At 63.5% G+C, this 15214-nt stretch carries 15 protein-coding genes; 2 read left to right on the top strand and 13 right to left on the bottom strand.

Annotation, left to right across the window (positions count from 1 at the left end; all coding sequences use genetic code 11):
* Window positions 1–85: 85 nt before the first annotated feature.
* From hflC to CRP40_RS13420, 9 genes are all read right to left on the bottom strand, one after another.
* On the bottom strand, window positions 86–955 hold the full coding sequence (gene hflC, locus CRP40_RS13460; RefSeq protein WP_027913950.1) for a protease modulator HflC: 870 nt from the start codon (window positions 953–955) through the stop codon (window positions 86–88).
* Window positions 955–2133 carry an FtsH protease activity modulator HflK gene (gene hflK, locus CRP40_RS13455; RefSeq protein ID WP_027913951.1) on the bottom strand — a complete coding sequence of 393 codons (1179 nt, stop codon included), beginning with the start codon at window positions 2131–2133 and terminating at the stop codon, window positions 955–957. Before hflK ends, hflC begins: the two co-directional genes overlap by 1 nt.
* A 96-nt stretch (window positions 2134–2229) precedes the next feature.
* Entirely contained in the window at window positions 2230–3531 is a 1302-nt protein-coding gene (gene hflX, locus CRP40_RS13450; RefSeq protein ID WP_027913952.1) for a ribosome rescue GTPase HflX, read from the bottom strand.
* A gap of 12 nt (window positions 3532–3543) precedes the next feature.
* Window positions 3544–3804 (bottom strand): RNA chaperone Hfq, encoded by a 261-nt coding sequence (gene hfq, locus CRP40_RS13445; RefSeq protein WP_015272006.1) that lies wholly within the window; start codon window positions 3802–3804, stop codon window positions 3544–3546.
* A gap of 94 nt (window positions 3805–3898) precedes the next feature.
* Window positions 3899–4870, bottom strand: coding sequence for a tRNA (adenosine(37)-N6)-dimethylallyltransferase MiaA (gene miaA / locus CRP40_RS13440; protein WP_027913953.1), 972 nt, complete (start codon window positions 4868–4870; stop codon window positions 3899–3901).
* 1 nt (window position 4871) lies between these two features.
* A complete protein-coding gene (gene mutL, locus CRP40_RS13435; protein ID WP_027913954.1) occupies window positions 4872–6761 on the bottom strand; it encodes a DNA mismatch repair endonuclease MutL in 1890 nt (629 codons plus the stop codon).
* Window positions 6758–8188 carry an N-acetylmuramoyl-L-alanine amidase gene (locus CRP40_RS13430; protein WP_027913955.1) on the bottom strand — a complete coding sequence of 477 codons (1431 nt, stop codon included), beginning with the start codon at window positions 8186–8188 and terminating at the stop codon, window positions 6758–6760. Before CRP40_RS13430 ends, mutL begins: the two co-directional genes overlap by 4 nt.
* A 2-nt stretch (window positions 8189–8190) precedes the next feature.
* A complete protein-coding gene (gene tsaE / locus CRP40_RS13425) occupies window positions 8191–8673 on the bottom strand; it encodes a tRNA (adenosine(37)-N6)-threonylcarbamoyltransferase complex ATPase subunit type 1 TsaE (RefSeq protein ID WP_027913956.1) in 483 nt (160 codons plus the stop codon).
* Window positions 8661–9521: an NAD(P)H-hydrate dehydratase gene (locus CRP40_RS13420; RefSeq protein ID WP_027913957.1), complete on the bottom strand. Its 861-nt coding sequence runs from the start codon at window positions 9519–9521 to the stop codon at window positions 8661–8663. Before CRP40_RS13420 ends, tsaE begins: the two co-directional genes overlap by 13 nt.
* A gap of 64 nt (window positions 9522–9585) precedes the next feature.
* Between CRP40_RS13420 and queG the strand changes: the two genes are divergently transcribed.
* The gene (gene queG / locus CRP40_RS13415; protein WP_027913958.1) at window positions 9586–10650 is read left to right on the top strand and encodes a tRNA epoxyqueuosine(34) reductase QueG; all 1065 of its coding nucleotides are present in this window, start codon (window positions 9586–9588) and stop codon (window positions 10648–10650) included.
* Between the two features lie 84 nt (window positions 10651–10734).
* Here the strand turns inward: queG and CRP40_RS13410 are convergent, their stop codons facing one another.
* Together CRP40_RS13410 and orn are read right to left on the bottom strand one after the other, a co-directional pair.
* Window positions 10735–11346: a trimeric intracellular cation channel family protein gene (locus CRP40_RS13410; protein WP_027913959.1), complete on the bottom strand. Its 612-nt coding sequence runs from the start codon at window positions 11344–11346 to the stop codon at window positions 10735–10737.
* Window positions 11347–11457: 111 nt separating this feature from the next.
* Window positions 11458–12000, bottom strand: a complete 543-nt coding sequence (gene orn / locus CRP40_RS13405) for an oligoribonuclease (RefSeq protein ID WP_027913960.1) — start codon at window positions 11998–12000, stop codon at window positions 11458–11460.
* A 139-nt stretch (window positions 12001–12139) separates the two neighbouring features.
* Between orn and rsgA the strand changes: the two genes are divergently transcribed.
* Window positions 12140–13171, top strand: a complete 1032-nt coding sequence (gene rsgA, locus CRP40_RS13400) for a small ribosomal subunit biogenesis GTPase RsgA (RefSeq protein WP_023532943.1) — start codon at window positions 12140–12142, stop codon at window positions 13169–13171.
* A gap of 81 nt (window positions 13172–13252) precedes the next feature.
* Here rsgA and motB read toward each other — a convergent pair whose 3' ends face one another.
* Both motB and motA read right to left on the bottom strand, forming a co-directional pair.
* On the bottom strand, window positions 13253–14275 hold the full coding sequence (gene motB / locus CRP40_RS13395) for a flagellar motor protein MotB (RefSeq protein WP_027913961.1): 1023 nt from the start codon (window positions 14273–14275) through the stop codon (window positions 13253–13255).
* A 3-nt stretch (window positions 14276–14278) separates the two neighbouring features.
* Window positions 14279–15130 carry a flagellar motor stator protein MotA gene (gene motA / locus CRP40_RS13390; protein ID WP_023532967.1) on the bottom strand — a complete coding sequence of 284 codons (852 nt, stop codon included), beginning with the start codon at window positions 15128–15130 and terminating at the stop codon, window positions 14279–14281.
* Window positions 15131–15214: the final 84 nt, after the last annotated feature.

Here is a 15214-nt window from a genome sequence, read left to right as displayed (position 1 = left end):
CTGACTCATCATACACCCCTTTTGATTCGGGATGCACCCTGCCTGGCGTTTTAGCTGCCAGGCGGGGCGCCTGCCCGAATTCGACTCAGGGCCTGCTCTTGTCCATGAAGCGGAAGAACTCGTTCTTCGGATCCAGGACCAGCACGTCGCTCTTGCTGGAGAAGCTCTCGCGGTAGGCTTGCAGGCTACGGTAGAACGCATAGAAATCAGCGTCCTGCGTGTAGGCCTTGGCGTAGATGGAAGCCGCCTGGGCATCACCGTCACCGCGGGTCTCTTCAGCTTCGCGATAGGCCTCGGCCAGCAGCACACGGCGCTGACGATCGGCGTCTGCACGAATACCTTCAGCCAGCTCGTTACCCTTGGCCCGGTGCTCGCGCGCCTCGCGCTCACGCTCGGTGCTCATGCGGTCGAACACGCTGCGGTTGACTTCCTTGGGCAGGTCGATGGCCTTGACGCGGACGTCGACGACCTCGATACCCAGCTCCTTGTTGGCCATGCGGTTCAGCGAAGCGGTGATGTCGGCCATCAACGCGTCACGCTCACCCGACACCACCTCGTGCAAGGTGCGCTTGCCGAACTGGTCACGCAGGCCGCTTTCCAGACGACGGGACAGACGCTCGTCAGCAATCTGCTTCATGCCGGAGGTGGCCGTGTAGAAGCGCTCGGCATCCTTGACGCGCCATTTGGCATAGGCGTCGACCATCACCGCTTTCTTCTCCAGGGTCAGGAACCGCTGGGTAGGCGCGTCGAGGGTCATCAGGCGGGCGTCGAACTTGCGTACCTGGTTCACGTACGGCACTTTCACGTGCAGCCCTGGCTGGACATCGGCCTGGACGACCTTACCGAAGCGCAGCAGAACTGCACGTTCGGTCTGGGACACGATGTAGAAGCTGTTCCAGGCCACGATGGCCAGAACCACGGCGGCGATCAGGGCGATCAGCGATCGGTTGCTCATCAGCGGCTCTCCCTAGTGCGCAGCGGCTGCTGTTGCTGTTGCGTGTCCTGCGCCGAGCGCGCGGCCGCAGCGTCGTTGGCCGACGATACGCCGCTTGCAGGCGCGGACGGGTTGCGGCTGCCTTCGACCATCTTGTCCAGCGGCAGGTAGAGCAGGTTGTTCTGCCCGTCCTTGGTCGCCACCATGACCTTGCTCGAATTGCTATACACCGCCTGCATGGTTTCCAGGTACAGGCGCTGACGGGTCACGTCAGGTGCCTTGCGGTACTCGGTGACCAGCTTGGTGAAGCGGTCGGCCTCACCTTTGGCTCGGGCAATGACTTCATCGCGGTAGCCGTTGGCGTCTTCGATGATGCGCTGAGCCTGACCACGGGCTTCGGGCACCACGCCATTGGCGTAGGACTCGGCCTGGTTGCGGGCACGCTGCTCGTCTTCGCGGGCCCGGATCACGTCATCGAAGGCTTCCTGCACTTCACGCGGGGCTGCCGCGCTCTGCACGTTGACCTGGGTAACGGTGATACCGGTGCGGTAGTTGTCGAGGAAACGCTGCAGACGTTCGCGGATGTCCACGGCCATCTGTTCACGACCTTCGGTCAACACCTGGTCCATGGACGTAGAGCCCACCACGTGACGCAGGGCGCTGTCGGTCGCATGCTGCAGGCTGACCTCGGGCTGGTCGACGTTGAGCACGAAGTCCTGCAGGTTGCTGATCTTGTACTGGACGGTCAGCGGCACCTCGACGATGTTCTCGTCTTCGGTCAGCATCTGGCCCTGCTTGGTGTAGGCCCGCTCGCGCGTGACGTTTTCCATGTACTTGCGATCGATCGGCGGGAAGTAGATGTTCAGGCCGGGACCGACCGTCTCATAATACTTGCCGAAGCGCAGCACAACGGCTTGCTCCTGCTCGTCGACGACATACACGGCGCTGTACAGCCAGATGGCCGCCAGCACTGCCAGGCCGATGGCCAGCAGCCCCAGGCCGCCGCCCTTGCCGACATTGCGGTCACCGCCACCCCGTTTCTTGCCACCACCGAACATGCCGTTGAGGCTGTCCTGCAGTTTGCGGAAGGCCTCGTCCAGATCCGGCGGACCTTTTTTGTCGCCGCCACCACCGCCACCGCGGCGGCCGCCCCAGGGATCCTGATTGTTCGAGTTGCCACCCGGCTCGTTCCAAGCCATAGCGCTCTCCATCTGATAAAGCAAAGACGCGCCCACGGCGCGCCGTCCAATGCTACAGAATGCCTGTCACTGCTGCCCGACGACCTCGTGGGGCATTTATTGCAAAGTGTGTTGCTCGACAAACACTTGCGGCTCCATGCCTTCACGGCTGACCAGGCGATTGAGTTCGACCCTGGGCAGACGCACGCTCAGCAGGCTGCGCCCTTCTTCATCATGCGCTTCACTCTGCACCGCGCCCAAGTCAAAGAATTGCGCGCGCAGGCGAGCAAAACGTTGTTCCAGGCACAAGGTGCCGACAAACAGATCATCACCCAGCAACTCGGCAATCGCCTGGCCAACCAGCTCCAGGCCACGCCCGTCACGTGCCGAAACCCAGACCCGCTCCGGCTTGCCGTCGGCGTTGCGCTGGATCTGCGGCTCGACCTCTTCGAGCAGGTCGAGTTTGTTATACACCTCGAGGATCGGCAAGCCTTCAGCGCCAATCTCGCCCAATACTGCCAGCACCTGCTCGATCTGCTCCATGCGCTCGGGCTCATGGGCATCGATCACGTGCAGCAGCAGGTCGGAGTTGCTCGACTCCTCGAGCGTAGCTCGAAACGCCTCGACCAGCTTGTGCGGCAGGTGCCGGATGAAGCCCACGGTATCGGCCAGCACGATAGGCCCCAGGTCGTTGAGCTCAAGCCGACGCAGCGTCGGGTCGAGGGTAGCGAACAACTGGTCGGCCGCGTACACCTGCGACTGGGTCAGGGCGTTGAACAACGTGGACTTGCCGGCGTTGGTGTAGCCCACCAGCGAGACCGACGGGATGTCCGCACGCTTACGCCCGCGACGCGCCTGTTCACGCTGGCTGCGCACTTTCTCGAGGCGGGACTTGATCTGCCGGATGCGCACGCGCAGCAGGCGACGGTCGGTTTCGAGCTGAGTTTCACCCGGCCCCCGCAGGCCAATACCCCCTTTTTGTCGCTCAAGGTGGGTCCAGCCGCGTACCAGCCGCGTACTCATGTGCTCAAGCTGGGCCAGTTCGACCTGCAGCTTGCCTTCGTGGGTACGTGCGCGCTGAGCGAAGATATCCAGAATCAGCCCGGTCCTGTCGAGCACACGGCACTCGAACACGCGTTCGAGGTTGCGCTCCTGGCTGGGCGTGAGGGTGTGATTGAAAATCACCAGGTCTACCTGCTCGGCATGGACACGGTCGTGCAACTCCTCGACCTTGCCACTGCCAATCAGGTACTTGGCCGAGGGCTGATGCCTCGTGACCGTTACCAGCGAGACGATGTCGGCACCGGCCGACAACGCGAGTTCCTGAAACTCCTGCGGGTCTTCGCGCGCCTCAGGGTTCTGACCTTCCAAGTGAACGAGCAGCGCGCGTTCACCACCACCGTGGCGCTCAAAGAACAATGCAGGCTCCTATCAGGCGTTGCCTGGCTCGCTGTCGCCGTGATCGGAATCGGACGGGCTTGGCAGACGAACCGGGCGGGCAGGTACAACAGTGGAAATGGCGTGCTTGTAGACCATCTGGCTGACGGTGTTCTTCAGCAGTACCACGAACTGGTCGAACGACTCGATCGAGCCTTGCAGCTTGATGCCGTTGACCAGGTAGATCGAAACCGGAACCTTTTCTTTTCTCAAGGTATTCAGGTAAGGGTCTTGTAGCGAATGCCCTTTTGACATATGCCGCACTCCTGTAAGGATAAATAATTGGAAAATCTGAAAAAACGATAAGTAAGGCCGGCTTTCACAAGGATAGACGGCAATCAGCAGGGACTCAGCTCAATATGGAGACGGCCCCAAGGTATTTCAAGGTGCGGGACAGATTGTCGCAGGCCAGGCTGTCGAGCCAATGCACGCCTGGCCAGCCACGCAGCCAGGTGAATTGCCGCTTGGCCAGCTGCCTGGTCGCGATGATACCCCGTTCACGCATCTCATTCTCAGTCAGCTGGCCGTCCAGGTAATCCCAGACCTGCCGATAGCCCACTGCCCGTATAGACGGCAGCCCGGCGTGCAAGTCACTTCTGGCTCGCAGCAATCGGACCTCGTCGACAAAGCCCTGTTCCAACATCTGTGAAAATCGTAACGCAATTCGCTGATGCAGAATGTGACGATCTGTAGGCGCAATCGCAAGACTGGCGACAGTATAGGGCAAATGACCGCAGGCGCTTGCGTCTACACCGCTACTTTCAGCCAATTGACGCTGGCGATGGGCCGTCATGCTATGCCCGCTGACCCGGTATACCTCCAGCGCCCGGATCAACCGCTGCGGATCGTTGGGATGAATGCGCGCGGCCGACTCCGGATCGACCTCAGCCAACTGCCGATGCAGCGCTGCCAGGCCCTCGGCCTCGGCCAGGGCCTCGAGCTCGGCCCTGACCTGGGCATCGGCCGCCGGCATGTCGGCCAGCCCCTCGGTCAACGCCTTGTAATAGAGCATGGTCCCGCCCACCAGCAAGGGGATGTTGCCGCGTGCGGTGATCTCGGCCATCACGCGCAAGGCGTCGGCACGAAACTGCGCTGCCGAGTAGGCTTCGGCCGGGTCGCGGATGTCGATCAGGTGGTGCGGGTGGGCAGCCAGGACGGCCTTCGAGGGCTTTGCCGAACCAATGTCCATGCCCCGATAGACCAGGGCAGAATCAACGCTCACCAGTTCGCAGGGCAAGACTTTGCTCAGCTCGATGGCCAGGTCGGTCTTGCCCGACGCGGTCGGGCCCATCAGGAATATTGCAGGGGGCTTGCCACTCATGTCATCGACCGCGCAGGAATAGTTTGTCCAGATCATCCAGGCCCATCTGGGTCCATGTGGGACGGCCATGGTTGCACTGGCCGCTGCGCTCGGTATTTTCCATGTCGCGCAGCAAGGCGTTCATTTCAGGAATCGCCAGGCGCCGATTGGCACGCACGGCACCGTGGCAGGCCATGGTGCCGAGCAGTTCGTTCAGGTGTGCCTGAATACGGTCGCTGGTGCCGTACTCCATGAGGTCCGCCAGCACATCCTGCACCAGGCGGTTGGCTTCGGCCTGCTTGAGCAGTGCTGGAATCTGGCGAATCGCCAGCGTTTCCGGGCCCAGGCGCTGCAGTTCGAAGCCCAGGCGCTGGAACCAGGCGGCGTGTTCTTCGGCGCAATCGGCCTCGCGCTGGCTCAGGGCGAGCGTTTCGGGCACCAGCAGCGGCTGACCGCTAAGACCCTCGCTGGCCATGGCCACCTTCAGCCGCTCGTACATGATCCGTTCATGGGCGGCATGCATGTCGACGAGGACCAGGCCCGCGGCGTTCTCGGCCAAAATGTAGATGCCCTTGAGCTGGGCCAATGCGAAGCCAAGCGGGGGGATGTCGCCCTGGCTTTCCGGCAGCGCGGCAGCGCCTTCGCTCAAGGGCTTGTAGAACTCGCGATAGACCGCCTGGGCCTCGGCAGCCGGCAATGGCTGCGACGGCCTGGGCGTGTATGAGTACTGGTAACCCGCGCCACTGCCACTGCCGGCAATGGGAGACGGCGCAGCACGTGGTTGCTCGAGCACGGCCGCAGCCAGGCGCATTTCGCCCTGAGGCCCGAACTCGCCTGCTTGCTGCCCCGTCGGCCGGGTCGCCTCAGGCAGGGCAGCCGGGGCAGCCAACTGGTCTTCGGGACGCACATCGGCCAGGGCACGGTGCAAGGTGCCGTACAGGAAATCGTGGACGCTGCGGCCTTCACGGAAGCGCACTTCGTGCTTGGTTGGGTGAACGTTGACGTCCACGCCGTTGGGCTCAAGCTCAAGGAACAGTACGAAGGTCGGGTGACGACCGTTGAACAGCACGTCCCGGTAAGCCTGGCGTACGGCATGGGCCACCAGCTTGTCACGCACCGCGCGCCCGTTCACGAAGAAGTACTGCAAGTCTGCCTGGCTGCGCGAGTATGTCGGCAACCCGACCCACCCCCACAGGCGCAGACCGTTGCGCTCCACGTCGATGGGCAGGGCCTGCTCCATGAAACCGGGACCACAGATGGCGCCCACCCGCCGGGCCCGGTCGGCTTCTTCGCGGGCCTCGTGCAAGCTCAGAATGCTCTTGCCGTTGTGCCGCAGATGGAAGGCCACGTCGAACCGGGCCAGTGCCAGGCGCCTGATCACTTCCTGCAGGTGGTCGAATTCGGTTTTCTCGGCCTTGAGAAACTTGCGCCGCGCCGGCGTGTTGAAAAACAGGTCCCGCACTTCCACGGACGTGCCGACAGGGTGCGCAGCAGGCTGCACCCGCGCGGTCATCTCGCGCCCTTCGGTTTCCACCTGCCAGGCTTCGCTGGCGTTGGCCGTGCGCGAGGTCAGGGTCAGCCGTGCGACCGAGCTGATCGACGCCAGGGCTTCACCGCGAAATCCCAAGCTCAGGACGCCTTCGAGGTCTTCCAGCTCGCGGATCTTGCTGGTGGCATGGCGCTCCAGCGCCAGCGGCAGGTCGTCGGCAGAGATGCCGCTGCCATCGTCGCGCACCTTCAGCAGCTTGATGCCACCTTGCTCGACGTCCACGTCGATCCGGCGAGCACCGGAGTCGAGACTGTTTTCCAACAGCTCCTTGGCAACCGATGCGGGCCGTTCCACCACCTCGCCAGCCGCAATCTGGTTGGCCAGCCGCGGGCTGAGCAGCTGGATGCGTGAGCCGCCGCTCATTGCGAGGCCAACGTGGTGGCAGGAATGTCCAGGCGCTGGCCGACCTTCAGTTCATCGGTCTTGAGGCTGTTGGTACTGCGCAGGCTGGTGACGCTGACTTGATAGCGAACCGCGAGCATGGCCAGGGTCTCACCAGGCCGCACCGTATGTTCACGCGGGCCCTGGGCGATCTTGCCGCTGTCGCGTAGCCACGCCACGTAGGTGCCTGGCGGTGGGTTCTGCTGGAAGTACTGGCGAACCCCGGTGTGAATGGAGCGGGCCAATGCCTGCTGGTGGCTGCGCGTAGCCAGCTTGGCGGCTTCTGCATTGTTCGAGATGAAACCGGTCTCGACCAGGATCGACGGAATGTCCGGGGACTTGAGCACCATGAAGCCGGCCTGCTCCACGCGCTGCTTGTGCAGCGAGGTGATACGCCCCATGTTGCCCAGCACCTTCTGACCGACGTTGAGGCTGGAACTGAGCGTGGCCGTCATCGACAGGTCGAGCAGCACCCCGGCCAGCATGCGGTCCTTGTCGTCGAGGCTGACATTGCCGGCACCGCCGATCAAGTCGGAGCGGTTTTCCGTATCGGCCAGCCAGCGTGCGGTCTCGGAGGTCGCACCGCGGTCGGACAAGGCGAACACCGAGGCGCCGAAGGCAGCGCGCGACGGGGCAGCATCGGCGTGGATGGAGATGAAGAGGTCGGCGCCTTTCTTGCGAGCGATCTCGGTGCGCTTGCGCAATGGGATGAAGTAGTCGCCCGTGCGCGTCAGCTCGGCGCGAAAGCCCTTCTCGCTGTTGATCTGGCGCTGCAGTTCGCGGGCGATCTGCAGGACGATGTCTTTTTCATGCTGCCCGCTGGAGCCCGAAGCGCCAGGATCCTCGCCACCGTGGCCAGCATCGATGGCCACCACGATGTCGCGCTTGCCACTGGGCACCGGTGGCAGCTTGATGGCTGGCTGGGTCGGCGTGACGGGCACCGCTGGCGTGGTGGCCGGCGCCTGCACCGGTGGCGGCGCAGGCGTTGGGGCACTGGCGGCAATGGCGTCCGCCTCCTGGTCGTACAGGTCGACCACCAGACGATTGCCGTATTGCGCGTTGGGCGCCAAGGTAAAGCTCTTGGGCGTGACCGACTTCTTCAGGTCCACGACCACCCGCAGGTCGGTCGGTGTGCGCTGGGCCGAGCGCACGCTGCTGATCGGCGTATTGGACGTTGCCACCTTCAAGGGTGCGCCCAGGGTTGCGCCGTTGATGTCGATGACCAGCCGATCGGGTGCGCTCAATGTGAAGACACTGTGCTGCACAGGCCCGGACAGGTCGAAGACCAACCGGGTGTTGTCCGGCGCACGCCACAGGCGCACGCTCTTGACTTGAGTGACGGCCAGAGCCTCAACGGTCACCGTTGTCAGCAAAAGCCCAACGATGGCGACCAGTGCGCGTATGCGCATACCTACCCCGCTTGCTGTTTATAGTATTCGGCCAGTGCCACGCACCAGGCGTCGCCGCGAGCCCCCTGCGGCGAAAGTACAAGCGAGCGTCCGCTCGCCTGGGGGCTTATGGTAATGGTCAGGTCAGGCTTTGGCAAAACGCCCGCACCCTTTTGTGGCCACTCGAACAGGCACAGTGGATCATCCTCGAAATAGTCACGAATGCCCATGAACTCAAGCTCCTCCGGATCGACCAGCCGATAGAGGTCGAAGTGAAAAGCTCGGACATCACCAATCTCGTAGGGTTCTACCACGGTAAATGTAGGGCTTTTCACCGCACCCGTATGGCCCAACCCACGAATAAGGCCGCGAGACAGGGTTGTCTTGCCAGCGCCAAGGTCGCCTTCCAGGAAGATGATCCCGCGCCCACCGGTTACCCGGGCGAGTTGGCCGCCGAAGGCGACCATGGCCGCTTCGTCGGCCAGAAACAGGTTTAAGCCAGACACGCTGAATGCTCCTCCAACAACTCACGAATCACAGGTATCAGGTCACTGGCGGCCAACCCACGGCCGCCGCTACCCAGGCGCTCGCCAGCACAGGCATGCAGCCAGACGCCCAGGCCTGCGGCGTCCCAGGCGCCAAGCCCCTGGGCCAGCAGCGCGCCGCACACGCCACTGAGCACATCCCCAAGGCCTGCGCCCGCCATGGCCGGATGGCCACGGTCGCAGCGCGCCAGCCGCCCTTCGGGGTCGGCGACCAGGGTACCTGCGCCCTTGAGCACACACACGCTGTTGTGGCGGCGTGCCAGCTTGCGCGCTGCACCCGGGCGATCCGCCTGCACCGCTTCGGTGGAAATACCCAGCAGCCGCGCAGCTTCGCCTGGATGCGGGGTCAGGATACTGCCACTGGGCAGCGCAAGGGGCGTGGCTGCCAGCAGGTTCAGGGCATCGGCATCCCAGACCTGCGCGCCATCGGCGTTGGCCACGGCGGACAGCAGGCTGCGCCCCCATGCCGCCTGCCCCAGGCCAGGCCCCACGACCGCCACCGAAGCGCGGGCCAGCACGGTCATCAACTGGTTGGCCGACTGCACGCCCAGGCACATGGTTTCGGGCATCCGGGTCAGCCCGGCGCCCACGTGCTCCGGCCGCGTGGCTACGCTCACCAGCCCAGCGCCGCAGCGCAAGGCGGCCTCGGCACTGAGCAGGACGGAGCCGCCGGTGCCAAGGTCGCCGCCGACCACCAGCACATGGCCGAAGTCACCTTTATGGGCCTGAGCAGGGCGTGGCGGCAGGTGGGCAACGGTCAGGCTGCTCAGCACTGTGGGGGTGTGTAGGGGGTTACTGGTCTGTTGCATGGGGTCAAAAGCTCCAATGTCTGGCAGAATTATACGCACCTCTGCCCGTGTTGCTTGCCCATCCATGTCCGCCTCCACACCTGACCTCGACGCATTGGCCCACAACATCAAGCTGTGGGGCCAGGAACTGGGCTTTGCCCACGTCGGCATCGCCGGTATCGACCTGGGCGAACACGAGCACCACCTGCAGCGCTGGCTGGACGCCGGTTATCAGGGGGAGATGGAATACCTGGGGGCGCACGGCAGCAAGCGCGCCCACCCCGAGCAACTGATCCCAGGCACCGTGCGCGTCGTCTCGCTGCGCATGGACTATCTGCCCGGCGACACGCAGATGGCGCAGCGCCTGGCCCAGCCGGAGAAGGCCTACGTGTCCCGCTATGCCTTGGGCAGGGACTACCACAAGCTGGTGCGCAAGCGTGTGCAGTCGCTGGCCGACCGCATCCAGCAGGGCATTGGCCCCTTTGGCTACCGAGCCTTCGTCGACAGCGCGCCAGTTCTGGAAAAGGCCCTGGCCGAACAAGCCGGGCTTGGCTGGATCGGCAAGAACACCCTGTTGCTCAACCGCAAGGCCGGCAGCTATTTCTTTCTGGCCGAACTGTTCGTCGACCTGCCTCTGCCAGTGGACCAGGCCACCACCAGCGAACACTGCGGCCGCTGCACGGCTTGCCTGGACATCTGCCCCACCCAGGCCTTCGTCGGCCCGTACGTGCTGGATGCCCGCCGCTGCATCTCCTACCTGACCATCGAACTCAAAGGGCCGATTCCCGTGGAGTTGCGCTCGATGATGGGCAACCGGGTATTCGGCTGCGACGACTGTCAGATCGTCTGCCCCTGGAACCGCTTCGCCAAGCCCAGCCGCGAGCAGGACTTCCAGCCCCGCCACGGCCTGGAGAACGCGGAGCTGGCGCAGATGTTTCTGTGGGATGAGCCTACTTTCCTGCGCAAGACCGAAGGCGGGCCTCTGCGACGTGCCGGTTACGAGCGCTGGCTGCGCAACCTGGCCGTCGGCCTGGGCAACGCCCCTTCCACGATCCCGGTCATCGAAGCCCTCAAGGCGAGGCGCGACGATGCCTCGCCGCTGGTGAGGGAGCACGTGGAGTGGGCGCTTGCCCGGCACGGGGTGGCATGAACCTGCTGGGAGGCTACGCCGCCTCTGCAGCCTTGCGGTGAAGCACAAAGCCTGAGCCTGCTAGCCGGGTGCGGGCGCCCACCTTCACTGTTGGTCATTGTAATGAAACTTGGGCATCTCCCAGTGAAAGCGAATAGCCAGCAACCGCACCAGAAACCCACCGAACAACGTCAGCAGCATGGCTTGCTCCGCGGGCACCTTGAAGTAGTCGCAGCCCAGGTAGAACCAGGCCGCGGCGAACGACACGCTTGCGTATAACTCCCGGCGGAACACAAGCGGAATGTCATTGCAGAAGATATCCCGCAGAATTCCGCCGAAGACCCCCGTGATCACACCGCTGATGGACGCCACCAGCATCCCCTGCCCCATCTCCAGCGCGGTCATGCAGCCAATGAGGGTAAAGGCCACCAGCCCCAAGGCGTCGAGCACCAGAAACAGGGAGCGCAGGCGGCGCATCATCGGCGCGATGAAAATGGTCAACAGCGCCGCGCAGCTGGTCAGCACCAAGTATTCCGGGTGCTTGACCCACGTCAGCGGGTAGTGCCCCAATAGCATGTCACGCACCGAACCACCGCCCAATGCGGTCACGCACGCGATCAGCACCACGCCGAACCAGTCCATGCCGCGACGGCCGGCAGACAGCGCACCGGTCATCGCTTCGGCGGTGATGGCGATCAGATAAAGCATCAGCAACATGAGCAAGACCCACACCGATCACACACGCGAGCGGCCGTCAGCGCATGGAACCGGGCATCAGTGCCCGGCCCGTCATTGGCCGGCCGCATGCAGCGTGTGAGCTACGTTTTTTTAGAATTTGATGAAGTGTTCGCGGTAGTGGCGCAGCTCGGCGATGGATTCGCGGATGTCGTCCAGCGCCAGGTGCGTGTTGCCCTTGCTGAAGCTGTCTCGCACCTCGGGGGCCCAGCGCGCTGCCAGCTCCTTGAGGGTGGAGACGTCGAGGTTGCGGTAATGGAAGTAATTTTCCAGCTGACGCATGTGCCGGTACAGGAACCGACGGTCCTGGCAGATGCTGTTCCCGCAGATCGGCGACTTGCCCTTGGGTACCCACTGCTCGAGGAAGGCGATGGTCTGGGCCTCGGCCTGGGCCATGCTCACCTGGCTCTCACGCACCCGCTGGGTCAGGCCGGAGGCGCCGTGGGTGCGGGTGTTCCAGTCGTCCATGCGCGCCAGCACTTCATCACTGTGGTGGATGGCGATGACCGGTCCCTCGGCCAGCGTATTGAGGTCGCTGTCGGTGACGATGGTGGCCATCTCGATGATGACATCGCTGTCCGGATCCAGCCCGGTCATCTCCAGGTCGATCCAGATCAGGTTCTGTGGGTTTTGCATGCAGGCACTCCTCCGATGGAGGCTTATATTAGCGCAGTGCACCCCCATGAACCAAAGTGAAGCGGACAGCGTTCAGGCCCGGCATGCTAGACTGCCAGTCGTTTTCTACGCCCCGCTCGGGGCCTTCTACGGAGCGTTCATGGCCAAACGCCAGCTCAACCGTCGCCAGAACTGGCGTATCGAAAAAATCCAGAACGAGCGCGCTGCACGTGCAGCAAAGCGCGAGCAGCATGCCTTGCAGGAACTGGAAGGCGGCGACCTTGGGCCCGAACAGCTGGGGCTGGTGATCGCACACTTCGGCGTGCAAGTCGAAGTCGAAGCCCAAGATGGCGACACCGCAGGCCAGGTATTTCGCTGCCACCTGCGCGCCAATCTCCCGGCATTGGTCACCGGCGACCGCGTGGTCTGGCGTGCCGGCAACCAGGGGATCGGCGTCATCGTTGCGCAGATGCCCCGTGCAACCGAACTGTGCCGCCCCAACAACCATGGCCAGCTCAAGCCAGTGGCCGCCAACGTCGACCTCATCGTCATCGTTTTCGCACCGGCGCCGGAACCGCACCCCAACCTCATCGACCGCTACCTGGTGGCCGCCGAACATGCCGGCCTGCGGCCCCTGTTGCTGCTGAACAAGGCCGACCTGGTCAATGACGAGAACGGGCCAGGCCTGCAGGCGCTCCTGGACGTCTACCGTGAACTGGGCTACCCGCTGCTGGAAGTGTCGGCGCACCAAGGGGATGGCATGCAGCGCCTGCAGCAGGCGCTGGATGGACACATCAGCGTCTTCGTCGGTCAGTCGGGGGTGGGCAAGTCGTCACTGGTCAACAGCCTGCTGCCACAGGCCGGCACCCGGGTCGGTGACCTGTCGGAATGGTCGGGCCAGGGCACCCATACCACCACCACCGCCCGCCTCTATCACTTCCCCAACGGGGGCGACCTGATCGACTCGCCGGGCATCCGTGAGTTCGGCCTGGGGCACGTCAGCCGCACCGATGTAGAAGAAGGCTTCATCGAGTTCCGCGACCTGTTCGGCACCTGTCGTTTCCGCGACTGCAAGCATGATCGCGAGCCCGGGTGCGCTCTGCTCAAGGCTCTGGAAGACGGGCGAATCAAGCCTCAGCGAATGAACAGCTACCGCTCGATCATCGCCAGCCTGCCGGAAGAAACCTACTGATCAACCCCTGCGAGCACGATGCAGGCATGGCGCCTCGTCCGATCCGGCAGTGACCGGCAGCCCCGCGGGGCTGCCAAGCCCTCACTGCTCCTTGGTCTCATCCATCTTCAACGTGCCGTCCTCGAAGATGTTGAGCTTCTGGCGCAACTCACGTGGCTGCATGGGCGTCTGGTCATCGACCGCCGAAGGTGCCGGTGCGGATGGTGACGGTGCCTGCGCCCCGGCAGGCGCTTCAGCCGGCGGGGGCGCGGCGCCCTGCTCGCCTTCGATATCACGCTGGGCCTTCTTGGTCAGCACGATGATGTCGATCCGGCGGTTTACCGGGTTGAGCGGGTCCTTGCGATCGAACAGCGACGAAGACGCATACCCCACCACCCGTGCCACCTGACCCTCTGGATAGCCCCCTGCTACCAGTGCCCGCCGTGCAGCATTGGCGCGGTTGGCTGACAGTTCCCAGTTGCCGAACTCGCCAGCACCTGCGTACGGCTTGGCATCGGTATGGCCACTGACGCTGATCTTGTTGGGCACGGTCTTGATGGTATCGGCCATGGCCAGCAGGATGTCCTCGAAATACGGCTGCAAGCGTGCGCTGCCGATGTCGAACATGGGCCGGTTCTCGGCGTCCATGATCTGGATGCGCAGGCCGTCCTGAGTGATCTCGAACAGGATCTGGTCCTTGAACTTCTGCAGCTGCGGGTTCTCTTCCACCTTGTTCTGCAACTCCTGCAGCAGCAGCTCGAGGCGCTCGCGCTCGACCTGCTCGGCCATGGTTTCCACCTGGTCCTTGTTCAGTTCGATGCTGGTGTCGGGGGTCGGCTCCGATTTCACCTCGGGGTTGATGGTCTTTTCCGGCGCCAGCTCGGGCGAGCCGCCCAGGTCGATGACGTAAGGTGTACCGCTTTCGGAGAAGCCGATCGGGTCCTTGAAGTACCCGGCGATGGCGATCTTCTGCTCAGGTGTTGCCGTCGACAGCAACCACAGCACCAGAAAGAACGCCATCATGGCCGTGGCGAAGTCGGCAAAGGCGATCTTCCAGGCGCCACCGTGGTGGCCGCCGCCAAAGCGCTTTACGCGCTTGACGATGATGGGCTGATTGTTCTCCATGACTCAGCGACCGCGTACCGCTTGCTCGAGCTCGGAGAAGCTGGGGCGATGCTTGGGGTACAGCACCTTGCGCCCGAACTCCACGGCCAGCGACGGCGGCATGCCCGAGGCCGAAGCGACCAGCGAGGCCTTGATCGACTCGTACAGGTTGAGTTCTTCCTTGGCATCGTGCTCAAGGCACTTGGCCAGCGGGCCGAAGAAGCCATAGGCGGCGAGAATACCGAAGAAGGTACCCACTAGGGCGGCGCCCACGTGCATACCGATGGCTGCCTGGTCACCATCGCCCAGCGACGCCATGGTGACGACGATGCCCAATACGGCTGCAACGATACCAAAGCCTGGCATGCCATCTGCGACCCCAGTGACCGCGTGGGATGGATGCTCCAGCTCCTCCTTCATGCTCAGCAGCTCCATGTCGAACAGGCCTTCGAGTTCGTGGGGGGCCATGTTGCCGGTGGACATGATGCGCAGGTAGTCGCAGACGAACGCAGTCATGCGCTCATCGGCCAGTACGGTCGGGTACTTGGCAAAGATCGGGCTGGCCGAGGCGTCTTCGATGTCGGCCTCGATGGCCATCATGCCTTCGCGGCGGCTCTTGTTGAGAATCTCATAGACCAGCCCCAGCACTTCCAGGTAATAGCCATGGGTGAAGCGCGAGCCGAACATCTTCATCGACTTCTTCAGAACGTGCATCGTCATGTAGCCAGGGTTGGCTTGCAGGAACGCACCAAAGGCCGCGCCGCCGATGATCAGCACTTCGAACGGCTGGATCAGCGCCGCAATCTTGCCGTGGGAGAGGACGTAGCCGCCGAGCACGCTCGCGAATACGACGATGATGCCGATAATTTTAGCCATAGATTCAAAGCACTTGCTGTCGTGGTCAGGGAAAGAGGCGGGAGCGTCAAAACTCTTCTTCTCCTTATCGGCAGAACTGCGCCA

Origin of the sequence: Pseudomonas sp. URMO17WK12:I9 (assembly GCF_900230165.1) — a bacterium.
Lineage (GTDB): Bacteria > Pseudomonadota > Gammaproteobacteria > Pseudomonadales > Pseudomonadaceae > Aquipseudomonas > Aquipseudomonas fulva.
This window is presented reverse-complemented; position numbering and strand designations above follow the sequence as displayed.